Origin of the sequence: Candidatus Tokpelaia sp. (assembly GCF_008636115.1) — a bacterium.
GTDB lineage: Bacteria > Pseudomonadota > Alphaproteobacteria > Rhizobiales > Rhizobiaceae > QLZD01.
The window spans coordinates 58,828-82,994 of record NZ_QLZD01000013.1; the positions used below are offsets into that span (position 1 = coordinate 58,828).

Annotated in this window: 21 protein-coding genes; 8 read left to right on the forward strand and 13 right to left on the reverse strand. The window is 52.4% G+C overall.

The genetic code is table 11. From position 1 onward, the window contains the following. Positions 1 to 63 precede the first annotated feature (63 nt). Together leuS and lptE are read left to right on the forward strand one after the other, a co-directional pair. Complete coding sequence (leuS, locus tag DPQ22_RS00945; protein ID WP_150212804.1) at positions 64 to 2,730, forward strand: leucine--tRNA ligase; 2,667 nt, start codon at positions 64 to 66, stop codon at positions 2,728 to 2,730. Beyond that, entirely contained in the window at positions 2,717 to 3,307 is a 591-nt protein-coding gene (gene lptE, locus DPQ22_RS00950) for an LPS assembly lipoprotein LptE (RefSeq protein ID WP_150212710.1), read from the forward strand. The genes leuS and lptE overlap by 14 nt, the downstream gene beginning before the upstream one ends. Positions 3,308 to 3,485: 178 nt before the next feature. On the opposite strand, the gene DPQ22_RS00955 is transcribed toward lptE, so the two are convergent. The 11 genes from DPQ22_RS00955 to DPQ22_RS01005 all read right to left on the reverse strand — a co-directional run bounded on the left by DPQ22_RS00955 (position 3,486) and on the right by DPQ22_RS01005 (position 16,591). Further along, the gene (locus tag DPQ22_RS00955) at positions 3,486 to 3,902 is read right to left on the reverse strand and encodes a hypothetical protein (protein ID WP_150212711.1); all 417 of its coding nucleotides are present in this window, start codon (positions 3,900 to 3,902) and stop codon (positions 3,486 to 3,488) included. Between the two features lie 49 nt (positions 3,903 to 3,951). After that, entirely contained in the window at positions 3,952 to 4,452 is a 501-nt protein-coding gene (locus tag DPQ22_RS00960) for a Panacea domain-containing protein (RefSeq protein WP_150212712.1), read from the reverse strand. 206 nt (positions 4,453 to 4,658) lie between these two features. Continuing rightward, positions 4,659 to 6,086, reverse strand: a complete 1,428-nt coding sequence (gene lpdA, locus DPQ22_RS00965; protein WP_150212805.1) for a dihydrolipoyl dehydrogenase — start codon at positions 6,084 to 6,086, stop codon at positions 4,659 to 4,661. Between the two features lie 33 nt (positions 6,087 to 6,119). After that, positions 6,120 to 6,761, reverse strand: coding sequence for a LysE family translocator (locus DPQ22_RS00970; protein ID WP_150212713.1), 642 nt, complete (start codon positions 6,759 to 6,761; stop codon positions 6,120 to 6,122). A gap of 109 nt (positions 6,762 to 6,870) precedes the next feature. Beyond that, positions 6,871 to 8,091 carry a 2-oxoglutarate dehydrogenase complex dihydrolipoyllysine-residue succinyltransferase gene (gene odhB, locus DPQ22_RS00975; RefSeq protein ID WP_150212714.1) on the reverse strand — a complete coding sequence of 407 codons (1,221 nt, stop codon included), beginning with the start codon at positions 8,089 to 8,091 and terminating at the stop codon, positions 6,871 to 6,873. Positions 8,092 to 8,195: 104 nt separating this feature from the next. After that, the gene (locus tag DPQ22_RS00980) at positions 8,196 to 11,216 is read right to left on the reverse strand and encodes a 2-oxoglutarate dehydrogenase E1 component (RefSeq protein ID WP_150212715.1); all 3,021 of its coding nucleotides are present in this window, start codon (positions 11,214 to 11,216) and stop codon (positions 8,196 to 8,198) included. 200 nt (positions 11,217 to 11,416) lie between these two features. Continuing rightward, on the reverse strand, positions 11,417 to 12,319 hold the full coding sequence (sucD, locus tag DPQ22_RS00985; RefSeq protein ID WP_150212716.1) for a succinate--CoA ligase subunit alpha: 903 nt from the start codon (positions 12,317 to 12,319) through the stop codon (positions 11,417 to 11,419). A gap of 4 nt (positions 12,320 to 12,323) precedes the next feature. Continuing rightward, positions 12,324 to 13,520, reverse strand: a complete 1,197-nt coding sequence (gene sucC / locus DPQ22_RS00990; protein WP_150212717.1) for an ADP-forming succinate--CoA ligase subunit beta — start codon at positions 13,518 to 13,520, stop codon at positions 12,324 to 12,326. 164 nt (positions 13,521 to 13,684) lie between these two features. After that, positions 13,685 to 14,650 carry a malate dehydrogenase gene (mdh, locus tag DPQ22_RS00995; protein WP_150212718.1) on the reverse strand — a complete coding sequence of 322 codons (966 nt, stop codon included), beginning with the start codon at positions 14,648 to 14,650 and terminating at the stop codon, positions 13,685 to 13,687. A 194-nt stretch (positions 14,651 to 14,844) separates the two neighbouring features. After that, complete coding sequence (gene zapE, locus DPQ22_RS01000) at positions 14,845 to 16,029, reverse strand: cell division protein ZapE (RefSeq protein ID WP_246681418.1); 1,185 nt, start codon at positions 16,027 to 16,029, stop codon at positions 14,845 to 14,847. Between the two features lie 43 nt (positions 16,030 to 16,072). Further along, the gene (locus DPQ22_RS01005; protein WP_150212719.1) at positions 16,073 to 16,591 is read right to left on the reverse strand and encodes an AprI/Inh family metalloprotease inhibitor; all 519 of its coding nucleotides are present in this window, start codon (positions 16,589 to 16,591) and stop codon (positions 16,073 to 16,075) included. A gap of 275 nt (positions 16,592 to 16,866) precedes the next feature. On the opposite strand from DPQ22_RS01005, the gene dapF reads away from it, so the two are divergent. The 6 genes from dapF to DPQ22_RS01035 all read left to right on the forward strand — a co-directional run bounded on the left by dapF (position 16,867) and on the right by DPQ22_RS01035 (position 22,876). Continuing rightward, positions 16,867 to 17,952 (forward strand): diaminopimelate epimerase, encoded by a 1,086-nt coding sequence (dapF, locus tag DPQ22_RS01010; protein ID WP_150212720.1) that lies wholly within the window; start codon positions 16,867 to 16,869, stop codon positions 17,950 to 17,952. 6 nt (positions 17,953 to 17,958) lie between these two features. Further along, a complete protein-coding gene (mtaB, locus tag DPQ22_RS01015) occupies positions 17,959 to 19,287 on the forward strand; it encodes a tRNA (N(6)-L-threonylcarbamoyladenosine(37)-C(2))-methylthiotransferase MtaB (RefSeq protein ID WP_150212721.1) in 1,329 nt (442 codons plus the stop codon). Positions 19,288 to 19,338: 51 nt separating this feature from the next. Next, entirely contained in the window at positions 19,339 to 20,592 is a 1,254-nt protein-coding gene (ftsY, locus tag DPQ22_RS01020) for a signal recognition particle-docking protein FtsY (protein WP_150212722.1), read from the forward strand. Positions 20,593 to 20,676: 84 nt separating this feature from the next. Beyond that, a complete protein-coding gene (locus tag DPQ22_RS01025; protein ID WP_150212723.1) occupies positions 20,677 to 21,348 on the forward strand; it encodes a septation protein A in 672 nt (223 codons plus the stop codon). Positions 21,349 to 21,398: 50 nt separating this feature from the next. Next, positions 21,399 to 22,166 carry a hydroxyacylglutathione hydrolase gene (gloB, locus tag DPQ22_RS01030; RefSeq protein WP_150212724.1) on the forward strand — a complete coding sequence of 256 codons (768 nt, stop codon included), beginning with the start codon at positions 21,399 to 21,401 and terminating at the stop codon, positions 22,164 to 22,166. After that, on the forward strand, positions 22,166 to 22,876 hold the full coding sequence (locus tag DPQ22_RS01035; RefSeq protein ID WP_150212725.1) for a hypothetical protein: 711 nt from the start codon (positions 22,166 to 22,168) through the stop codon (positions 22,874 to 22,876). Before gloB ends, DPQ22_RS01035 begins: the two co-directional genes overlap by 1 nt. Before the next feature lie 71 nt (positions 22,877 to 22,947). On the opposite strand, the gene DPQ22_RS01040 is transcribed toward DPQ22_RS01035, so the two are convergent. Then, positions 22,948 to 23,424, reverse strand: coding sequence for a hypothetical protein (locus DPQ22_RS01040; RefSeq protein ID WP_150212726.1), 477 nt, complete (start codon positions 23,422 to 23,424; stop codon positions 22,948 to 22,950). 46 nt (positions 23,425 to 23,470) lie between these two features. Continuing rightward, positions 23,471 to 24,142: a DarT1-associated NADAR antitoxin family protein gene (locus DPQ22_RS01045; protein ID WP_150212727.1), complete on the reverse strand. Its 672-nt coding sequence runs from the start codon at positions 24,140 to 24,142 to the stop codon at positions 23,471 to 23,473. Positions 24,143 to 24,167 lie beyond the last annotated feature (25 nt).

The window sequence follows — 24,167 nt, forward strand, 5'->3', positions numbered from 1 at the left end:
AATTTGCTTTCACGGCAAGGGCAAGATGCCCAAATGCGCAAAATAAAGATGAAAACCGGCCCAATGACCGCAAAAGACCATACTCCGCCTGCTTATAACCCGCTTGTCCTTGAGCATAAATGGCAGGCGCGCTGGGATAAAGAACAAAGTTTTGCAGCAGAAAATGCCTCGCCCAGGCCGAAATATTATGTTTTGGAAATGTTCCCCTATCCTTCCGGGCGGATTCATATGGGGCATGTGCGCAATTATGCTATGGGCGATGTGCTGGCGCGCTATAAACGCGCGCGCGGCTATAATGTGCTGCACCCAATGGGCTGGGACGCTTTCGGCATGCCGGCCGAAAATGCCGCCATGCAAAACAATACTGAGCCGCGCGCCTGGACTTATGCCAATATTGCCGCCATGCGCCGGCAGTTAAAAGCGCTGGGGCTGTCGCTCGACTGGTCGCGGGAATTTGCCACTTGTGATGAGAGCTATTATCACCGCCAGCAAATGCTGTTTCTCGATATGTATGCCGCCGGCCTCATTTACCGCAAAAAATCCAAAGTGAACTGGGATCCGGTAGATTGCACTGTACTGGCCAATGAGCAAGTGGTGGAAGGGCGCGGCTGGCGCTCCGGCGCTGTGGTAGAAAGCCGTGAGCTGACGCAATGGTTTTTTAAAATTACCGACTATGCCGAAGAGCTGCTCACCGGGCTGGACGATTTGCAAAACTGGCCGGAAAAAGTGCGACTGATGCAGCGCAACTGGATTGGCAAAAGCCGGGGGCTGATAATTCGCTGGGCTTTGGCACCGCAGGCACCGGGCGGCAAAGCGACCGGCATAGAAGAAATTGCCATTTATACTACCCGGCCGGATACACTATTTGGTGCCGGCTTTATTGCCCTTGCCGCCGATCACCCCGTGGCCAAAAAACTGGCACAGCATGACAGCCGGGCAGCGGCTTTTACCGAGGAATGCCGCCGGCAGGGCACGGCGCTGGCAGCACTGGAAACGGCAGAGAAAAAAGGTTTCAATACCGGGCTTTTTGCTTTGCACCCTTTGGACAGCCGCCGAAAAATCCCCATTTATATTGCCAATTTTGTGCTGATGGATTATGGCACCGGCGCAGTTTTTGGCTGCCCGGCGCATGATAAGCGCGATTTTGACTTTGCCCAAAAATATAATCTGCCCATTATGCCGGTTGTCGCCCCGGTGGGAGAGACAGAAGCAACTTTCCGCTTAAACGGTCAGGCCTATACGGAGACGGAAGGCGGCAGGCTGATAAATTCTGCTTTTCTTGACGGGCTGACGCCGCAAGAAGCCTTTGATGAAGTGGCCCGGCGTTTGGCCGCGCAAATTTTGGACGGCAAGCCGCAGGCCAGGCGGCAAACACAATATCGCCTGCGCGATTGGGGCATTTCCCGCCAGCGTTATTGGGGCTGCCCAATTCCGATGATTTATTGCAAATCCTGCGGTATTATGCCGGTGCCGAAAAAAGATTTGCCGGTCAGGCTGCCGGAAGCGGTAAGCTTCGCCCGGCCGGGCAACCCGCTGGCGCGCGATGCGGCCTGGCAAAATGTTCCCTGCCCGCATTGCGGCAAGCCGGCGCGGCGTGAAACCGATACTATGGATACATTTGTGGATTCCTCCTGGTATTTTATTCGTTTTACTGCGCCTGAAGCTGAGCAGCCGACTGAGCCTGCCGCCGCAAATCATTGGCTGCCGGTTGATCAATATATTGGCGGAGTTGAGCATGCGATTTTGCACTTGCTTTATGCCCGCTTTTTTACCCGCGCTTTGCAAAAAACCGGCCATGTCGGGCTGGCAGAACCGTTTAACGGCTTGTTCACCCAAGGCATGGTGGTGCACGAAACCTACAAAAATGCGCAAGGCGACTGGCTCTCCCCGGCAGAAATTACCGTAGAAGAACAAGACGGCGAGCGCCGTGCTTATGCGCTGGCCGATAAGGCTCCCGTGCAGATTGGCGCGGTGGAAAAAATGTCCAAATCAAAAAAGAATACGGTCGACCCGGACACTATTCTGGCGCAATATGGTGCCGATACGGCGCGTTTATTTGTGCTTTCCGATTCCCCGCCTGAGCGTGATGTTATTTGGTCTGCTGCGGGGATTGAGGGCGCCAATCGCTTTATCCGCCGCATTTTCCGCCTGACAGCCGAGGCAGCACCGCATTTGCGCAGCATAGCGGCAAAAACAGCGGCTGAGCAAGACGGCGCAGAAGCGCGGGATATTGCCAAAACGGCACATAGAATATTGAAACAGGTGGGGGAAGATATTGAAAAACTGGCTTTTAACCGCGCCATTGCCCGCCTTTATGATTATGTCAATCGGCTGGCGCCGGCAGTGCAGGCTATAGACAGTAAAAGCGAGGCCGTAAAAGCAGCTTTGCGGCAGGCGCTGGAATTTCTGGCTTTTATAGTAGCGCCCTTTGCCCCGCATTTGGCGGAAGAATGTTTTGCCCTGTTGCAGCAAGGCGGCAGGCATGAAAAAATAGTGGCTAATTCCCCCTGGCCGCAATTTGACCCTGCGCTTATCAGTGATAATAATGTTATACTGCCGGTGCAGATTAACGGTAAAAAACGCGGTGACATCAGCCTGCCGCGTCTGGCCGACAAAGAGACTATCGAGCAGGCCGTGCTGGCGCTGGATTTTGTGCAGGCGCAATTACAGGGGCAAAAACCGAAAAAGCTGATTATTGTGCCGCAAAGGATTATCAATGTCGTTTTTTAAAAACGGAAAAATTCGGGGAATGACTGCTCTCAGTCTGAGTCTTGGCCTGACGCTGGCAGCGGGCTGCACGGTAAAACCGCTTTACGGCGATAATGCCATGAGCAGCAGTAATTTTGCCGGGGCTGAAAATAATGCCGGCCTGCGCGCGCAACTGGCTTCTATTGCTATTGATGAGCCGCGGGATCGCTTTAGCCAGATTGTCCGCAACCGGCTGATTTATCTGCTGGCGGGCGGGGCCGGTGAGCCTGCTTCACCGCGCTATAAATTAAGCCTGAATGCCGGCTATATTGTGCAGCAGGCGGTGCGGGTGAATATTGGTGACAATACTGAGCGAGAGGGGCGCGCTTCTTCCGGCACGGTGATTGCCTCGGCCGATTATGTTTTAAGAGAGCCGGGTGATAAAGGCAAAGAGGTGATTGTGCAGCGGCGCAAACGCTCGGTTACCTCATCTTTTGACCGGCCGCGGCAGGAATATGCCAATTTGCAGGCGGAAGAAGACGCTAAAAAACGCGCCGCGCAGGAGCTGGCGGAAAGCATTTACCTCTCCCTCGCCCAGACCATGGCGAGTAAACAATAAATACCCTCTTCCCGGCTTCTAACGGGGACTTATGCGTTTTTCTGAACAGGGCAATCCCCCTGCCCGTCAGGGCTGTTGCCCGGGCAGACGCTGGGCGCGCTAAATCAAAGCGTGTGCCACCTCTCTGTTTTCAGCTAATCTCCCGGTAAAAAATGACGGCAGGACGACCGCCGTTTTTTCAGGTATCTTTCTTCAGTTTAGTGAAAGATTCAAAAATAGGTCTGAAGGTGGAAGGAATGCCGCTATCCTTGCTCATTTCATCATAGGTTCGGAAAGCGCCGGAAAGACATTTCCCCAATAATAAGACGCTCGAAGAAACCGTCACCACAATAAAACTCACAAGGCCATAAGAGCCGAATTTTTGCGCCAGCGTATTGCTAAACCATAAGCAAAGCAGCAGCGAATTGACAAATACACCATAGCCTATGGCGGCATAAAGTAACCTTATTCTCCATTTTCTGAAAGAACTTAAATGCGCTAATACTTCACTATTAAAGTTTTTTCTAAAATCGTCCCTTTCTTTCAGTAATTCCTGCTGCTCTGCTTCCAGTTTATCTATCCTGGCTAGCAAATCCCTGTTCCGGTCACCACTCACTGGCTCCCTTAAGGAATTATCATTGCTGTCCGTCAAAGTTTCATACCCCCTATTTATCGGCAAGACCTCTTTCCTGCGCTAAATTCTGATAATAGGTTTTCATGATTTCAGCCGGAATGACACCATAGACACCTGCACTATCTATAGCCCTGCTCCATGGGCTATTCGGCTGGTGGGTAATATTGGAAAGTTCAAAGGCCGCCCTTTTTCCATAAGTTCTGAGCACTTTATCTACGACATCTTTTTGGCCGGCAGAAAGATCGGCTTCATAGGGCAACCCTGTTTCCTTATTTTCAATACGCCCTGTTACTATAGCGCTGCCATATTTGCGTATTGCATCATAAATCTCGGGATAAACCGGGCCATATTGCCAGGCTTGCGGCTGTTGCCGCACAAGCGGCACAGTGGCAAAAGCATAAGACCAGCCATGCGCCAGAAAAACCAGCTTCAGCAGCTTCATCGGCGTTATATCGGTAATATTGCGCTTAAGCGCTTCATCAAGCAAATAATTGGCGATAGCGCGCGCATCTTGCGCCTTTTCTTCCGTCATAAACCTGCTCCTCCAATGACCAAAATTGCCATAATGTAGCAAAAAGAATCACTTCTAGAAGTTGCTATTCTTAAAATAAAAATTGTCAAGTCTTTTAAGCAAAAATATAAGGCAAAAAAATGCGGCAGGAAGGCTGCCGCATTGTTATTTTTATGAGAATCGGCGATAATAATTATCGGAATAAAGCAGAGCCAAGAGACAAATCTCTACATATGAATGGGATTGGCGAAAGTGGCGAGAGCCGCTTCGCGCACCGCTTCCGACATAGTCGGGTGAGCAAAACAGGTGCGCGCCAGATCTTCTGACGCGCCGCCAAATTCCATCAGCACGGCGATTTCATGAATCATTTCGCCGGCGCCAAAACCAAGAATATGGCCGCCCAGCACTTTATCTGTCCTGGCGCAAGCCAGAATTTTGACAAAGCCTTCACTTTTCAGCATAGCGCGGGCGCGGCCATTGGCGCTAAACGGGAATTTGCCGGTTTTATAGGCAATACTGGCGGCTTTCAGCTCTTCTTCCGTTTGGCCGACTGAGGCTGCTTCCGGCTCAGCATAAACCACAGCGGGAATGACATTATAATTAACATGGCCTTTTTGCCCGGCCAGAATTTCCGCCACAGCTATGCCTTCATCTTCCGCTTTATGCGCCAGCATCGGCCCGGCTATTACATCGCCAATCGCATAAATGCCCGGCACAGTGCTCTGCCAGCCGGCATCAACCTCTACCCGGCCGCGCGCATCTTGCTTTACCCCGGCGGCCTCCAACCCCAAACCGGCCGTATAAGGCACGCGCCCGGTAGCTACCAGCACCACATCGGCGGCCAAAGTTTCGCCCGCGCCGCCTTTGGCCGGTTCAAAACTTACTGCCACGCCTTTATCCTGCCTGACAATTTTAGTGACCTTTGCCCCTAATTTATAAATAACACCCTGCTTTTCCTGCGCTTTCTGAAATTGTCTGGAAATTTCTCCGTCCATATTGCCCAGCACTTTGTCCAAATATTCAATAATAGTCACTTGCGCGCCCAGGCGGCTCCACACTGCTCCCAGCTCACTGCCAATAACGCCGGCACCGACCACCAGCATTTTGGCCGGCACTTTTTTCAAGCTCAGTGCGCCGGTAGAAGAGAGAATTTTCTCTTCATCAAAGCTAAATTCCACCCCGGGAACGGCAGCCACTTCCGACCCGGTGGCGATAATAATATTACGCCCCTCTACTATCTGCGCGCTGCCGTCTGCTTTTGTAACTTCTACTTTATGCGCAGCAGCGGCCGCGGCCGCCGGCAAAATTTTGCCGGTGCCGATAAAACTGTCAATTTTGTTTTTCTTGAGCAAAAAGGCCACGCCATTCGTATTGGCGTCAATCACATTTTGCTTATGCTGCATCATTGCCGGTAAATCGAGCTGCGGTTTGCCCGCAAGCTTAACCCCCAAAGCATCAAAACCATGACTGGCCTCGGCATAAATTTGTGAACTGTGCAGCAAGGCTTTGGAAGGAATGCAGCCAATATTCAGGCAAGTGCCGCCAAATGTGTTGCGTTTTTCAATAAGTGCCGTTTTCAAACCCAGTTGCGCCGCCTTAATGGCGCAAACATAACCGCCCGGCCCCGAACCGATAATAATTACATCATACATCATCATATTTTCCTTTTTCTATCCGTTTCGCTTTACTCAGGCCGGCGCTTTCTGCAATATCAGGCTCATGCCGATCGCCACAAAAACCACCCCACTTGTTTTATCAATCCACCGCCCCAAACGCCGATATATAAATGTAATTTTCGGCATTGTGAGGAAAAAGGCCACACAGGCAAACCACAGGCCGCAGCACAAAACCATAGCCGGAGCAATCAGCGCTTTTATGCCCATCGGCGTAGCCGAGGCGATCAGGGCTGAAAAAATGGACAGAAAAAATAAAATACATTTCGGGTTAAGTAAATTGCAGATAAAACCGGCCTTGAAAGCCTGCCGCTTTGCCCGCGCCGGCCGGCATTTGGCCTCGGCCTGCGCCATAATAGCGCTGCTGCCGCTTTTGCCTCTTAAAGCCTTCAGGCCGATATAGAGCAAATAAACAATACCTGCCCATTTTATCAGTTGAAACAGCAGTAAAGACTGGGCAATAATCAGCCCCAGGCCTAAAATTGTATAAGTGCAATGCACGGCCACGGCGCTCATCACCCCGCACGCCGCCATTAAACCGTGACCGCGGCCGTAAAGCAGTGATTCCCGCAGCACTACTGCAAAATCCAGGCCCGGCGCAATAAGAACCAGCATATAGATCGCAATAAGGTGATAAAAATCAGCGCTAAAGGACATAAAGCCGTTTTCTCTGCCTTTTCTTCGGCGCGACTGCGCCCCAGAGCAAAGCTGTTTTAGCCAATTTGCCGGCCGCCGCCAAAGCGCAGCCGGCAAGGCGAGGCAAAATTTACAAATCCAGCACCAGACGCTCAGGATTTTCCAGGCTTTCTTTAATGCGAACAAGGAAAGTCACCGCCTCTTGCCCGTCGACAATACGGTGATCATAAGAAACCGCCAAATACATCATTGGGCGAATGGCCACCTGCCCCTCAACAGCTATTGGGCGCTCTTTAATAGCGTGCATGCCCAAAATACCCGATTGCGGCGCATTTAAAATCGGCGTGGACATGAGCGAGCCATAAATGCCGCCATTGGTAATGGTGAAAGTGCCGCCCTGCATATCGGCCATAGTCAGCCTGCCCTGACGCGCCAGCAGGCCAAGGCGGCCGATTTCTTTTTCAATTTCGGCAATAGACATTTGGTCGGCATTGCGCACCACCGGCACGACCAGCCCTTTATCTGTGCCGACAGCAATGCCGATATGAGCAAAATTCTTGTAAATAATATCCGTGCCGTCAATTTCAGCATTCACAGCGGGGATTTCACGCAGCGCATGGCAGACAGCTTTGGTAAAAAAGCCCATAAAACCCAGTTTTACCCCGTGCTTTTTTTCAAAAATATCGCGATAGCGTTTGCGCAGCTCCATCACCGCGCTCATATCTACCTCGTTAAAAGTGGTCAACATAGCGGCGGTATTCTGCGCATCTTTCAGACGGCGGGCTATAGTCTGGCGCAATTTGGTCATACGCACGCGCTCTTCCCCCGCGCTATCATCGGCCGAAGCGGCAGCGCGCGGCGCGGCGGCAGCTTGCGGTGCTGCGCTCACACCGGCAAGGGCGCCCAGAACATCACCCTTCAAAATCTGGCCGCGCCTGCCCGAGCCGGCAACAGAATCTGCCTCTATACCCTTCTCTGCCATCAATTTGGCGGCAGAAGGTGCCGGCGGCATAGCAGCGGCGCTGTCAGATACAGGCGCCGCCGCCTGGGCGGCAGCACTCACTTGCGGTGCGGGGGCAGAATCCGCAGCCGCCGCTTTGCCTGCCGGTGCAGCGCCTGCCGTCATTGAGCCGAGCACAGCGCCTACTTCTACTGTTTCGCCTTCTTTCACCAGAATTTCCGTCAAAGTGCCGGCAGAGGGCGCCGGCACATCAATGGTCACTTTATCCGTTTCCAGCTCTACCAGCGGCTCATCAGCGGCAACAGCCTCACCCGGCTGCTTATGCCATTTGCCGATAGTGGCCTCGGCAACGGATTCTCCTAAAGTAGGAACGCGAATTTCAATAGTCATGATTCTCTTCCATTTCTCTCTTGCACCTATAATTGCATAATTCCCCAACGGCACTTTCAGACCCGGCACAGGCAGCGGCAAATACCGCAATAGCAGCGAAGGCCTCAATCCTCAAAATTCTGCTCGCCAAAAGCTTCTGCCAAAAAGGCGGCAAGCTGCTTCTGATGATCTCTCAACAGCCCGGCAGCGGGAGAGGCAGCAGCAGGCCGCCCGACATAACAGGGCCGCACGGCCTGCGCCTCAATATGCTGCAACACCCATTCCACATAAGGCACAATAAAACTCCAGGCGCCCATATTTTTCGGCTCTTCCTGACACCAGACAATTTCCGCCTGTTTGAAACGCCGCAATAAACCGGCCAAAGCCTGAGCGGGGAAAGGATAAAGCTGCTCCAGCCGTATAATATAAATATCGTCAATCGCCCGCCTTTCCCGCTCTTCATATAAATCATAATAAACCTTGCCGGAACAGAGAATAATGCGGCGGATTTTTTCGTCCTTTTGCAGTTTTACCGGCTGATTGGCCGGAATTTCCGCATCATCGGCCAGCACAGGGCGGAAATATGTGCCCTCATCTATATCGGCCAGGCTTGAGACGGCCCGTTTATGCCGCAGCAAGGATTTTGGTGTCATTATTATCAGAGGTTTACGGAAATTGCGCTCTATCTGGCGGCGCAAAATATGAAAATAATTAGCCGGCGTGGTGCAATTTGCTACTTGCATATTATCTTCGGCGCAAAGCTGCAAAAAACGCTCCAGCCGGGCAGAAGAATGCTCCGGCCCCTGGCCCTCAAAACCATGCGGCAACAGGCATATGAGCCCGGACATACGCAGCCATTTTTGCTCACTTGCCGCAATAAACTGGTCAAACACTGTTTGCGCGCCATTGGCAAAATCGCCAAATTGCGCTTCCCACAAGGTTAAACCCTGCGGATTAACCAGCGAATAGCCATATTCATAGGCCAGCACCGCCTCTTCCGACAAAAGAGAGTTAACCGGCTCATAGAGAGCCTGATTATCGGCAAGGTGATTGAGCGGAATATAGGGCGCCCCGGTCTCCTGATCATAAAACACGCTGTGGCGCTGCGAAAATGTGCCGCGCTCAACATCTTCCCCCGAAAGGCGAATGGGGTTGCCCGCCAGCACCAGTGAGCCAAAAGCCAAAGCCTCAGCCATGGCCCAATCCAATCCTGCGCCTGTTGCCAGCATTTTTTTGCGATTATCAATAAAACGCTGCACGGTGCGATGCAGATGAAAACCGGCCGGAATTTCGGTCAGTTTCGTGCCGATTGCGCGCAATTTGGCCGCTGCCACACCGGTCTCAACATGGCTCTGCTCCTCGCTATTATCAGAGACACGCATATTAGCCCACAAACCTTCCAGCCATTCGGCCTTATTGGGCAGATAATCCGTAGCAAATTCTGTTTCCATTTTATCATGAAAGGCTTTTTGCGCCGCCGCTGTTTCTTCAGGTTTCACCACGCCCTCAGTCGCCAGTCTGGCGCCGTAAAGCTCCAAAACCCCCTTATGCGAACGGATATTCTGATACATTAGCGGCTGGGTGAAAGCCGGCTCATCGCCCTCATTATGGCCGAAGCGGCGATAACAGACCATATCAATGATTATCGGCTGGTGGAATTTATGCCGATATTCGGCCGCCAGCGCTGCAATATAAAGCATAGCCTCCGTATCATCACCATTAACATGAAAAACCGGCGCTTCAATCATTTTGGCCAGATCAGAGCAATACGTGCTGGAGCGGGCGCAGGACGGGTCAGTAGTAAAACCAATCTGATTATTGATAATAAAATGCACCGAACCGCCAACTGTATAGCCTTTCAGGCGAGACAGGCTGAAAGTTTCTGCCACCACGCCCTGGCCGGCAAAAGCGGCATCGCCGTGAATAAGGACAGACATAATTTTATCCCGCTCGGCAAGCGGCACATTATCATCACGCCCCGGCCCGGCCATAATATCCTGCTGCGCCCGCGCTTTGCCCAAAACAATCGGGTCAACAATTTCCAGATGAGAGGGGTTGGGCAGCAGGGACAAATGAACCGGCCGGCCGCCGGCCTCACCATCATGCGCGGCACCCAGATGATATTTGACATCGCCTGAGCCGGCAATATCCTCCGGTTTATAGGAGCCGCCCTTGAATTCATGAAAAACAGCGCGATGCGCCTTGGCCAAAATCTGTGTCAGCACATTCAGGCGGCCGCGATGTGCCATGCCGAAAACAAAACCGCTCACGCCCAGATCAGCGCCGCGACAAATCAATTTATCCAAAGCAGGAATCAACGCTTCACCACCGTCCAGGCCGAAACGTTTGGTACCTTTATATTTGGTGTCGAGAAATTTCTCAAAACCTTCCGCCTCTACCAGTTTTTGCAAAGCGCGCTTTTTATCCTCAGTCGAGACAGCCTGCTGCCGGGCGGCAAGGCTGAATTTTTGCTCAATCCAGGCGCGGCGCTCCGGATCGGTAATATGCATAAATTCTGCCCCGATAGTCGAGCAATAAAGGCGCGGCAAAATTTCCAGTAATTGCCGGATAGTAGCAGTTTGCAGCCCCAAAGCACCGTCAACGAAAATCGGCCGGTCATAATCGGCGGCGGTAAAACCATAATGCTCCGGCGACAGCAAATGATAATCTTCCGGCCTCTTTGCAAATTGCAGCGGGTCAAGCTGCGCCCGCAAATGGCCGTAAGCCTGATAAGCGTGGATAAGCGCCAAAACGCGGGCAGAATCCTGCGCTGCCTGTTGCAGTTGCCCCATTGTGGGCACACTGGCGGCAGCATTTGCCGGTGCCGCCGCAATTTTACCGGCGTTTTTATCTTTGCCTTTTGCCGGCAGTTCCGGCGTTGTAGCGGCCCAGTTCCCGTCCAGAGCGGCAATCAATTCGCCATTGGCCTTGAGCGGCCAGGCCGGGCGCTGCCATGAAGCGCCTTCGGCATTTTTTAACACATCATTTTTATCATCATGCAAACCGGCAAAAAATTCGCGCCATTCAGGGGCAACGGCCTCAGGATTCTGCTCATAGGCAGCATAAAGCGCTTCAATATAATCAGCATTGCCGCCATAAAGAAAAGAAGTAAGAGCGAAAAGATTATTTTCTTCCTGTTTAGCCATTTTTCTCAACGAATTTTTAAATCCGTCTCCTTGAATACAGATTGCCCGGTTTACGCCGACAGGCTGCCTTTTGTAAACGGCCTGCCGTTTTATCTCCCCCGCTTTGCCCCGCAAATTCACCCGCTCAGCCCCGGCCGCAAGCAGCCGGCCGGCGGCCATTGTTAAAAAGCCGCCCTGTATTCAGGGCGGCTTGCCGATTATCAACCCTGCAAAACTTCTGCCAAAGTTCTGCCGATTTTTGCCGGTGACGGCGAAACGCGGATACCCGCGGCTTCCAAAGCGGCAATTTTGTCCTCTGCTCCGCCGCGGCCGCCGGAAATAACAGCGCCGGCATGCCCCATTGTCCGCCCGGGAGGGGCGGTGCGCCCGGCAATAAAGCCGACAACCGGCTTTTTGCGGCCGCGTTTGGCTTCGTCAACCAGGAACTGCGCCGCCTCTTCTTCTGCCGAGCCGCCGATTTCACCAATCATTACAATAGATTTGGTGTCATTATCAGCCAAAAACATTTCCAGCACATCGATAAATTCTGTGCCCTTGACCGGATCACCGCCAATACCGACAGCCGTTGTCTGCCCCAGACCTTCATTACTGGTTTGGAACACGGCTTCATAAGTCAAAGTGCCGGAACGCGAAACAATGCCAACCGATCCTTTTTTAAAGATGGAGCCTGGCATAATGCCGATTTTGCATTCTTCCGGCGTTAAAATACCCGGACAATTAGGGCCGATAAGGCGCGATTTGGATTGCGCCAGCCGCGCCTTCACCTTCACCATATCCAGCACCGGAATCCCCTCGGTAATACAGATAATAAGGCCGATTTCCGCCTCAATCGCCTCAATAATAGCGGCAGCAGCGCCGGCAGGCGGCACATAAATAACGCTGGCATCAGCACCGGTTTTTTCCCGACCTTCGGCCACAGTCGCAAAAATCGGCAAATGATCGCCGTCAACGGAACCCCAGGTCTCACCGCCTTTTTGCGGGTGAACCCCGCCAACCATTTGCGTGCCGAAATAAGCAAGCGCCTGCTCAGTATGGAAGGTGCCGGTTTTGCCGGTAAGCCCCTGCACGAGAATTTTCGTATTTTTATCAACAAGAACGGCCATAAATTCAGGCTCCCTTCACTGCGGCGGCAATTTTTTGCGCCGCCATATCCAAATCATCGGCGGGAATAATATTCAAACCGCTTTTTTCAAGAATTTCTTTCCCTTTATCGACATTTGTGCCTTCAAGACGGACGACCAGCGGCACTTGCAACCCCACTTCCTTCACCGCATTGACAACACCGGCCGCAATCACATCGCAGCGCATAATGCCGCCGAAAATATTGACCAGAATACCCTCAACATGCGGATCCGCCATAATAATTTTGAAAGCGGCTGTTACTTTCTCTTCCGTGGCACCGCCGCCAACATCAAGAAAATTGGCCGGCCTGCCGCCATAAAGCTTGATAATATCCATAGTCGCCATGGCCAGCCCGGCACCATTAACCATACAGCCTATATTGCCTTCCAGCGCAATATAGGACAGGCCGTATTTGGAAGCCTCAATTTCCTTGGGATCTTCTTCCGTTAAATCGCGCAGCTCCAATATATCCGGGTGGCGGAACAGCGCATTATTATCAAAAGAAGCTTTGCAATCCAGCACCCGCAAGCGGCCGTTTTTCATCACAATTAACGGGTTGATTTCCAACAGGCTCATATCTTTATCGGTAAAAGCTTTATATAAAAGCGGAAACAGTTTCCTGCCGTCTTCGCGCGCTTTATCTTCCAGCTCGAGCGCATTATTCAATTTTTCAATATCTGCTGCCGCAACGCCTTTATCATAAGCAATCGGCAGAGTAAAAATTTTTTCCGGCGTCTCGGCTGCTACTGTTTCAATATCCATGCCGCCTTCGGTTGAGACAACAAAAGCAATTTCGCTTTTGCTGCGATCCACCAGCAAAGAGAGATAAAGCTCCCGCTCAATATCGGCGCCCTCTTCAATATAAAGGCGGTTCACTTTTTTGCCGCTCTCGCCCGTCTGTTTGGTTACCAGTGTCTTGCCCAGCATTTCGCCGACATTGGCGACAACTTCCTCTACTGAATGCGCCAGCCGCACCCCGCCTTTAGCCTCTGCCCCCAGCTCCTTGAATTTGCCCTTGCCGCGGCCGCCGGCATGAATCTGGCTTTTCACCACATAAAGCGGGCCGGACAATTTTTTTGCCCATTCCTCTGCCTGCTCAACAGAATAAACGGCAACACCATTGGCAATGGGGGCGCCATATTCATGCAAAAGCCGCTTGGCCTGATATTCATGGATATTCATAATTTTATCCTTTACCGTTTACGCTATCACCGGCCGAAACCGCCGCGACATATATACCACCCCGCTGCGGGAAGAAAGAGCCGTTTAACAAAGCCCCCCGCTTATTTGCCGGCACTGCCTGTTTATTTTGGGCAAAATGCGCCGGAATTGGGGCGCAAAAACCATCACCGCCCCAATTCCGGCATAATGGCAATACAGGCCTCACACAGCGTTTTAACAGCCGCAACGGATTTGTCAAACGCCTCCTGCTCTGCTTTATTCAGCTCAATTTCAACAATCCGCTCCACCCCCCTGGCACCCAGTACAACCGGCACACCGACATAGGTATTTTTAACACCAAACTGACCGCTTAAATGGGCGGCCATCGGCAAAACACGCTTTTTATCGTGCAAATAGGATTCCGCCATAGCAATAGCAGCCGTAGCCGGCGCATAAAAAGCCGAACCGGTTTTTAACAGGCCGACAATCTCCGCCCCGCCGTCCCGCGTGCGCTGGATAATATCGGCCAATCTGGCTTTGCTTGTCCAGCCCATAGCCACCAAATCAGGCAAAGGCACCCCCGCCACGGTGGAATAGCGCACCAGCGGCACCATGGAATCGCCATGGCCGCCCAACACAAAAGCGGTCACATCTTCTACCGAAACTTTAAATTCTTCAGCCAGAAAATAGCGGAAACGCGCCGAATCCAGCACCCCGGCCATGCCGACAATTTTTTCCGGCGGCAGGCCGGAAAATTTCTGCAAGGCCCAAACCATGGCATCAAGCGGATTAGTGATACAAATCACCAAAGCTTTGGGGGCATATTTGCCAATACCGGCCCCCACCTGCTTCATAACGCGCAAATTGATTTCCAGCAAATCATCGCGGCTCATGCCCGGTTTGCGCGGCACACCCGCAGTTACAATGACAATATCCGCCCCTTCAATAGCGGCATAATCATTGCTCCCCCTAAAAGCAATATCCGCGCCGCTCACCGGGGTAGATTCGGCAATATCCAGCGCCTTGCCCTGCGGCACACCTTCAGCAATATCAAACAGCACGACATCACCCAATCCCTTCAGGCCAATTAAATGGGCAAGTGTGCCGCCAATCATACCCGAACCGATAAGAGCTATTTTTTTGCGCATCATTCTTCCTCTTGCTTTATGGCTACCGGCCGCAGCCGCAACTGCTCCGGCGCCAATAGCCGCACCATTTATGCCCGCCCGGGTGAGGCAGAAAATTTTATGACGATATGTCCCAAGCCGCCAGATTTGACCCAAGTTAGGGCAAAATTATGGCACGGGCGCCAATCAGGCCGGTTTTTGCCGCGCCACAGGCCAGCCTATGCCTGACCCCGGCCATAGGCCTCGCTTTGCATTTCAACCAGACGGGAAGCTGTGCGCTCAAATTCAAATTTTTCCGTTATCATTGCCGTGCCGGTATAAAGCCGGTCGGCCGGCGCCGCCGCCGAAAGATAAAGCGGCAAATGCCGGTCATAAATTATATCAATAAACAAAATAAACCGCTTTGCCTCATTACGGTTTTCTTCGCTAAAAAGCGGCACATTTTCTACACAAAACACGGCATAATGCTCGGCTAAAGCGGCATAATCAGCCGCGGCAAGATCGCGGCGGCAAATATCGGCAAAGTCGAAACGCGCCGCCATGCGGCTTGCCCCATTCTTTTCCGGCGCAGTATTTTGTATGGCCGCAGCGCAAGGGATAATAATTTTATGCCCGCTGACCGTAATTTCCTGCTGCTCGCCGCTGTTGCGGCCGGTCAGGCCGCGCCAGAATCTGTCCATCTGTGCTTTGGCTTTAGCGTCACACGGCGTAATAAAGGCAGGAACAGCCGCGGCAGCGCCTTTTTCCCGCCGATAATCTGTCGGCGTTTCAAGACTGCAAATTTCCGCCTGCTGCTGTAGAACATTGATAAAAGGCAAAAACAAAGCGCGATTAAGGCCGTCTTGATAAAGATTTTGCGGCGCAACATTAGAGGTTGCCACCAAAACTACGCCTTGCGCAAATAAAGCGGTAAACAGGCGCGACAAAATCATGGCATCGGCAATATTGGTCACTGAAAATTCGTCACAACATAAAATATGCGCTTCCCGCGCCAAATCCTCAGCAACCCGGATAAGTGCGCCCGCCGGCGGCAATTTTATTTTGCCGGCCTGTTCGGCAGCGCGACAGGCCGCCAGGCGGTTTTGCACATTATTCATAAAATCATTAAAATGCAGGCGCTTTTTGTCGCCCGGCGGCAAGGCGGCAAAAAACAAATCCATTATCATAGTTTTGCCGCGCCCCACCGGGCCGTAAAGATAAAAGCTCTTTACGCCGCTATAATCAGGCGCCGTGCCGCGCCAGAGCCGGCGCAACAAACCGCCTTTTGCCGCTTGTTGCTGCCTTTCCTGCACAATAGCGGCAAGTCTGTCGAGCTTTGCTATGACGGCCGCCTGCGCCGTATCTGCGGCTAAACTGCCTTTTGCCACCAGCGCATTATAAGCCAGACGCATATTTACTGTCACCCCTGCACTCCCTGATAGATAATGGCTGTCTGAGCCGGCGCCATTAGCGGCTCAGGGAAACAGGCAAGCCCGCACTGGTGCGGCCGGAAAAACTGTTGACACCGGTAGAATAGAGCACAGCCAGATCCCTGCCGCTTTTATCATAAAAGACTAACTGCTTGCCGCTAATATTCCATGAGCCGATTTGGGCAAAGGCCGCCGGGCAATGCAGCGATCCGGCGCGATACCCTTTGCCCGCTTTGGTTTGCGGCGTGGCTAGCTGACAGGTCATGCCACCCAAATCGGCCTTCCACACACCGGCAATACTGGCAGGGGTCAAGTCTATCGCTTCCGCCGGCGCGGCTTGCAAGGCGGGGGCTGCCGTAGCGGCCGACATGCCGTCAGGCGGCGGCAGATCGCTCTGCGAGACCTGCGCATAAGGCGCAGAAACAGCCGGCGGCGCTGCGGCCGGCTGCGGCCTGTCATGAAAACGGGCAGAAGCACAGCCGGATAAAATAGCGGCTGCCGCCAGGCCGAAGGCGAGCACGGCCGGCAGATTGAAGGATTTTATGGTAAGCGACATTATTTTCTTAATCCCACGAGGCAGAAATTCTTTAAAGCAAAACAGCCGCAAATACGCTTTTTACAAGTTACAGCGCGCAGGCCTGTTCTGTTTCGTATATGCCTGACTTTTCCGCAAAAATCCAGCCTTCTTGCATGAAACTGCGCGAATTTCGCTTATATAAAACTGTTTTTTACTGATTTTATTGCTATTTTACCTGAAATTACGCTAAAAGCACTTTGCTCAAAATTGTGCTAAAAGCACAAGTGCGGCAAAAATTGAAGTGAGCACAGATTATGCAAAATTTTGTCCCGGCAGCAAAAATGAACGGCTCAGGCAATGCTATCCTGATTATGGATATGCGCGGGGAAGACAATAAATCAGGGCAGAAGAACAAAATTACCCCTGGGCTTGTCCGTTTGCTGGCGCAGCAGCAATCAACCGCCTTTGACCAGCTTATGGTGCTTTATGACCGGGAAAGCGCGGCACAAAATGCCGCTTATCAAGTGGAAATATGGAATTGTGACGGCACAAAAGCCAAAGCCTGCGGCAATGGCACACGCTGCCTGGCCGAATATTTATGGCGCCGGCAGCGCCAGCATGACAAAAACGGCGCAGCAGTATTTTCTTTTGCCACGGCGGGCGGGCCGGTCACAGCAATGCGGCGCAGCAATGGAGCGATCACAGTCACTATGGGCAGACCGCGTTTTGACCCGCCGGCAATACCGATAAATTTCACCCCGGAAGATATGAATTATGTGCCGCTGGCGGCCTTATTGCCGCCGGGCAAAGCAGCGCCCGGCTTTACCGCTTTGTTCCCGACAGATGCGGCTGTTTTATCCATCGGCAATCCCCATGCCGTGTTTTTTCTGCCGGCAGAGGCGCCGCAGCCTTTGGCGGCCTGGCCTCTGGCCGAATTCGGCGCCATGCTGGAGAAAAGCCCGGTATTTCCTGAAGGAGTTAATGTGTCACTGGCGCAAATAACCGCGCCGGATTGTATCAGCCTGCGTGTCTGGGAAAGAGGCGCCGGCCTGACGCAAGCCTGCGGCACGGCCGCCTGTGCTGCTGCCATTGCCGCGCTGAGACGCGGCCTGATAAATAAAGGCGCGCCGAGACGCGACATCATTAAACAAGACACGCTGATAAATAAAACCGCCCAAAGGCGCGGCCTGGCGGGGCAAAAGACAGCCGGCCACAGCCGGAATGAGGCAGAGATTAAAGTCACTCTGCCGGGTGGCCCGCTTATTATCGGCCTGGCTGACGGCCTGTGCCGCCTGACCGGGCCGACAGAATATGAATATGCGGGCTTTATCACCCTGGCGGACGGCGTCTTTCACCGTCACAGCGAGGGCGCCGGCTCTGATCAGGACACAACAGGGTAAAGCGTGATGGCGACTATAATCACCAGTTTCGGCTGCCGTCTCAATGCGCATGAGGCGGAAATTATCCGCCGCAAAAGTGATGAAGCGGGTCTTGCGGCGCAGGCCGGCGACACTATTATTTTTAATACTTGCGCTGTGACGGCTGAGGCCGTGCGTCAGGCCGGACAGGCTATCCGCAAAGCGCGGCGTGACAGGCCCGGGGCGCGCATTATTGTAACCGGCTGCGCTGCCCAGACCACGCCGGAAATGTTTGCCGCTATGGCGGAAGTTGATCTGGTTTTAGGCAATGAGGATAAACTGCACCGCCAGTCTTACCGGCAATTTGCCGATTTCGGCGTTAACCGGCAGGAAAAATTGCGTGTCGGCAATATTATGGACGTGCGGGAAAATGCTCCCCATATGATTGCCCTGCTTGAGGGCAAGACACGCGCTTTTGTTCAAGTGCAAAACGGCTGCGATCATCGCTGCACTTTTTGCATTATCCCTTACGGCCGCGGGCCTTCCCGCTCGGTTCCGCCGGGGGCGGTGGTGGAGCAAATCAAGCAATTATGCGCCGGCGGTCATCGGGAAGTTGTATTGACCGGGGTAGATTTAACCAGTTACGGCCCTGATCTGCCGGGCGGCATTCGCCTGGGGCGGCTTGTCGGCGCTATTTTGCGCAATGTGCCTGAACTGGCGCGGCTGCGCCTGTCTTCAATAGATTCCATTGAAATTGATGAAGAATTGCAGGAATTGCTGATACATGAAAAGCGCCTTATGCCGCATTTGCATTTATCCCTGCAATCCGGCGATAATATAATTTTAAAACGCATGAAAAGGCGGCATTTGCGTGAACAGGCGCTGCAATTCTGCCATGAGCTGCAAGCAAGACGGCCGGAAATGATCTTTGGCGCCGATTTAATTGCCGGCTTTCCCACAGAAACGGAAGAAATGTTTGAAAATACCCGCCGGCTGATTGCTGATTGCCGACTGACTTATTTGCATATTTTCCCGTTTAGCCCGCGCGCGGGCACACCGGCGGCGCGCATGCCGCAATTAGCGCGGACGCTTGTCAAAAACCGGGCGGCCGCCTTGCGCCGTGAAGCGGCAAAAGCCTATCAAAACCATTTGCAATCCCTGCTTGGCAGTGAACAAATTTTGCTGATGGAACAAAATGGTCAGGGCCGCTGTGAAAATTATGCTCCGGCAGCCTTGCAGGAACCGGCTCCTGCCGCGCCAAAAAAAGAAAAGACGCCGCAAAACCAAAATAATAGCGCCGGCGAACTTGTCCGCTGCCGCATTATCGCCCATAATGGCGACAGGCTGATTGCCGAAAGGCTGGCCGGCGCGGCCTGAGTGACATAAGCACAGCCGGGGCAGAACTTGCGGGCAGAGACAAGAGGCATAATGGCGGACGGTTTAATAAAAAAAATATTTTCCTTCGCCCGCAAAAGCAGCGCCGGGCAGCCGGCCGGCGGGCAAGATGAGCCGGCTCTGGCAGAGCCTGCTATGGCCGAAAAAACGGTCATTGCCGCGACAGAACAAACACCGTTTGAAGCCTGGCAGGCAGAGCAGCAGGCTATTGCCGCCCAAAAAGAACAGGCGGCGAAAGCGCGTCTTGCCCCGCGCCGACCTGCTGCCCCGCGTCTTATTGATGAAGCCGGGCTGACTATCCGCCCACAGGCAGGCGATGCGAGCAAAGCGGCGGCAAGCGCAGATGAAAAAGATGAAGCAAAGGCAGCGCCGCAATCATGGCTGGCCCGCCTGAAACACGGCATGGCGCAATCTTCCCGCCGGCTCAACAGCTCGCTTGGTGCTGTCTTTACCGGCCGCAAGCTTGATGAAACGGCGCTGGAAGAGCTGGAAAATGTGCTGCTGCAAGCTGATCTGGGGCTGGAAACCGCAGCAAAAATCACCGATAAATTGCGCGCCGGCCGGTTTGGTAAAGATATTTCACCGGCTGAAATCCGCGCAATTATGGCCGATGAAATTGCCCAAATCCTGCAGCCTTGCGCCCGGGCGCTGGAGCTGGATTTAAACCATAAGCCGCATATTATTCTGGTTGTCGGGGTCAATGGCACCGGCAAAACCACCACTATCGGCAAATTGGCGGCCAAATTGCGCGCCGGCGGTCTTTCTGTTATGCTGGCGGCTGGTGACACTTTTCGTGCCGCGGCAATAGAACAGTTGCATATTTGGGGTCAACGCACAGGGGCGCCGGTCATTTCTTCCCGATTAGGGGCTGATGCCGCCTCGCTGGTTTTTGACGCTTATCAACAGGCGGTTGCGACCGGCACTGATGTGCTGCTGATCGACACAGCCGGGCGGTTGCAAAATAAAACAGAATTGATGGAAGAACTGGCAAAGCTGGTGCGCGTATTGCAAAAACGCGACCCTTCTGCCCCGCACACTGTTTTGCAGAATCTTGACGCAACAACCGGGCAGAATGCCCTGTCTCAGGTGGAAATATTCAAAAAAACCGCTAAAGTTAACGGGCTGGTAATGACCAAGCTGGACGGCACGGCCCGCGGCGGCATTTTGGCCGCCATTGCCGCCAAATATAAATTGCCGATATATTTTATCGGCGTGGGGGAAGATATTGCCGATTTGGAGCCGTTTTCTGCCCGTGATTTTGCCGCCGCCATTGTCGGAGAAGCATAATTATATGGCAGCGGGCAAAACCCGGTATTAGAGAGCATTATTTGCCGGCCCAGGCCGCATGCGGGCCAGATTGTGAGGAAGTTTATGAGCAAATCCCTGTTTGAGCCGGAACCGCAAAATATCCGCCAGATCAAGCAGATGCACATGGCGCCGTGGCTGAAAATTGCGCTGGAAATGGGGCCTTTGCTGGTTTTCTTTTTTGCCAATTATCGCGGCCGCTGGCTGATTGATCATGTGCCGCTTTTTGCCAGGTTTGATCAACCTATTTATCCCGCTACTGCTTTGTTTATGCTGGCAATTTTGCTGTCTCTGGCACTTTCATGGCTGATTGCGCGCAAATTGCCGGTAATCCCGCTGGCCTCCGGTCTTTTTGTGCTGGTTTTCGGTTTTTTGACCTTATGGCTGCATGATGAAATCTTCATTAAAATGAAGCCGACCATTATTAACGCACTTTTCGGCCTGATATTGTTTGGCGGCTTGCTTTTCCGCAAGCCGCTCCTCGGCTATATATTTGATTCTGCTTTGCAATTAGACGCTGAAGGGTGGCAGATACTCACCTGGCGCTGGGCATGGTTTTTTTTGTTTCTGGCGGCATTAAATGAAATTGTCTGGCGCAATTTCAATACGGATATTTGGACAAATTTTAAAGTTTTCGGCACTATGCCGCTGACAATTTTGTTCATTTTATTTCAGACTCCCCTGCTTATGCGTCATAGTCTTGACGAAAAACCTGCCGATAAAAAGAGGAAGAAATAAAAATGCCGGCCTAATATGCGCCTGATTTTCGGCATGCGCAGGAGCTAAGCATGATAGTAGAACAATTTTTATGCCGCAGCGATAATATCGCCCTGCTGCTGCACGATAAAGCAAGCAAAGACAGTATAGCTGTTGATGCGCCAGACGGCCCGGCTCTGTTGACGGCACTGCAAAAAGCCGGGCGGCGGCTGGCGGCGGTGCTGGTGACCCATCATCACCATGATCATACAGAGGGGCTGGCATTGTTAAAGCGCGCAACCGGGGCAAAAATTTTTGGCCCGGCGCTTGAGGCCGCGCAAATCAGCCCTCTGGATACCGGCCTGCAAAATGAGCAAAAATTTACCTGCGGCGCTTTCAGCTTTGAAGTTATAGCAACACCCGGCCATACTCTGGGAGAAATCTGCTATTATCTGCCGCAGCAAAAGCTGGTTTTTACTGGCGATTGTTTGTTTTCTCTCGGTTGCGGGCGGATTTTTGAGGGTGATGCTGCTATGATGTATCATTCTCTGCAGAAACTGGCGGCCTTACCGCCGCAAACGCAAATTTATTGCGGCCATGAATATAGCGCCGCTAATGCGCGTTTTGCCCTGACTATTGAGCCGCATAATCCCGCTTTGCAGCAGCGCGCGGCAGAAATTCGTGCCTTACGGGCAGCGGGTAAAATAACTCTGCCCGCCACTCTCAGCCGGGAATTGGCGGCTAATCCGTTTTTGCGCTGTGATTCTGCTGAAATTCGCACTAATCTTGCTTGCGCTGCCGATGAAACTGACGTCCAGCTCTTTGCCAGATTACGACAATTAAAAGACAGGTTCCGATAATGGCGGCTTTTTTGCTGAATAAAAGCCGGAAGTGGAAAAAGGCCTATTTTTTTAAGCGGCTTATTTTAGCGGCAGGAGTATTGTGGCTGCTCTTGCCGGCTATTCCGCCAATAAAGGCGCAGCCTGTGCGGCCAGACAGGCTGTATAATCTGCCGGCAAGACCGCAATATAACAGGGTTTCAATCAATCAGACAGCGATAAATTTGGAACAAGGGCGGCATTTGGGTGAAATAAAAGAACAATCTCCTTTATTATCGCCGCCGCAGCGGCAGAATTTTGCCCCAATTACACCGATGATACCGCCACTGCAAATTGTGCCGGCAAAGCCGCAGCCTGCCCCTGCTCCGGCGGTAATAATCGGCACATATCCGCTCACTGAAACTTTATTAAGCCGGCTGGAAAAAATCCATGCCGAGATTTTAAAACTGCCGGAGCTGGACGAAAATAATACGGACGATGATATTAGCGGCGGGGTTGATATTTTGGTAACCGCCATGGAAAGGCGACCGGATATTATGGGAATATTAGGGCGGAATCTCATCAGCGCCCGCGATTATATATTTGCCATGCAGGCTGTTTCAGCCGCGCTTAATGCCGCCTCCGGTGCTGAGGAAGCGCAAATTTTTGGTGAAAATAATAAAGTTTCAGCCGAAAATCTGGCTTTTGGCAAAAAATATGCCGATCGTATCCGCCGCCTGCTGGAAGAATAGCGCGGCGGGCAGGCAACAGAACAAAGTTTAGACAGAACCCGGCAAGCGCAGCGTAAATTAGTTGCTGCGCGTTATTTTTCTGCTTCCGCTTTATCCAGCGTAATTTCTATTGTATCGGGAATGGCATTTTGCCACGCAAGCAGCCGCGCATTAGCCGCTTTTGTCGCCTCACTGAATTGCGGCTTATAGCCTTGTCTTTCGGCCGCAGCAATAATGCTCTCTGTCGGGTTATTATCATCGGGCTTTGCTGTTCGCTGTGCTTCAGCAATAATCGCATCTATGTTAGCGATAAAATCTCCTGCCGATTTACCTTGATTGCGCTGCCAAAGATAATCATAAGCACTGAAAAACTCCTTATTATTCGGGTGGTTCTCTATAAGGCCGCCAAGCCTTGCCACTAATTCTCTTTTATGCAGCCGCAATTCCAAATCTGTTATTCTTTTCTGTGTTTTATCGTAAAGCTCTTTACCCTGCCGATAAAAGAAAGCACAAACGGCTGCTGTCACTATAACGCAAATCGGTAAAATAAAAGCATTGATCAAATCCATTTCCGTCCTCCGGCCGTTTTAATGTAAACAGTTTATGCTGCCTTTCTCAAGCATATTTTACCGCAGCCTTTGCTTCATAAGCAGGTTTGCCAAGCTGCAAAAAAGCCGTTTTATCGGCCATGGCCTGCTGCAAACAGTTATTTTCAACAAGAGAGACATAAAGCGCGGCCGAAAAGGCCTGGCAGGCCGCACGCTTTTTTATATTGATTTCTAAATCCGTAAAACCGCTAAAGTGCAGCAATTCCCGGCTGGGTGCAGAATTTTGCGCCGCCGCGCGGATATAGAGCCAGTCATAAAAAGCGCCGGGCGGGTTTAGCGGGAAGTCCTCTCCGCCCCAGCGATAACCCAGCAAAGCGCCGGAATTTTGTAAACGCGCATCACGCTTGGCGGCCACCGGATCGGCATGATAAATATCGGTATAAGAGCCGCCCTGAGCAAAAATTTTACTGCCTTGAAAAGCGCATTCAACCGGCACAGCACCCCCTTCCTGCGGCAGAGAGAGGCTAAAACCGCTATAGGCCACCCCCAGCGGCTGCGGTGATTTGGTTGAAACTTCCAGCAGCTTAGGCAAACCCTGCTCCGCCGCTGCTTTGTGCAAGGCAGCAATGCTTTTTTGCTTTTGCGCCAGAGACAGGCCGGCAAACCATGGGAAGCTTACCGCCTTGATTTCAACTCCAACCCGGTCGCGCCAGGGCAGATAAACCGGCCGCCACGCCATGGCCGCACCTCACATTTTTATTACT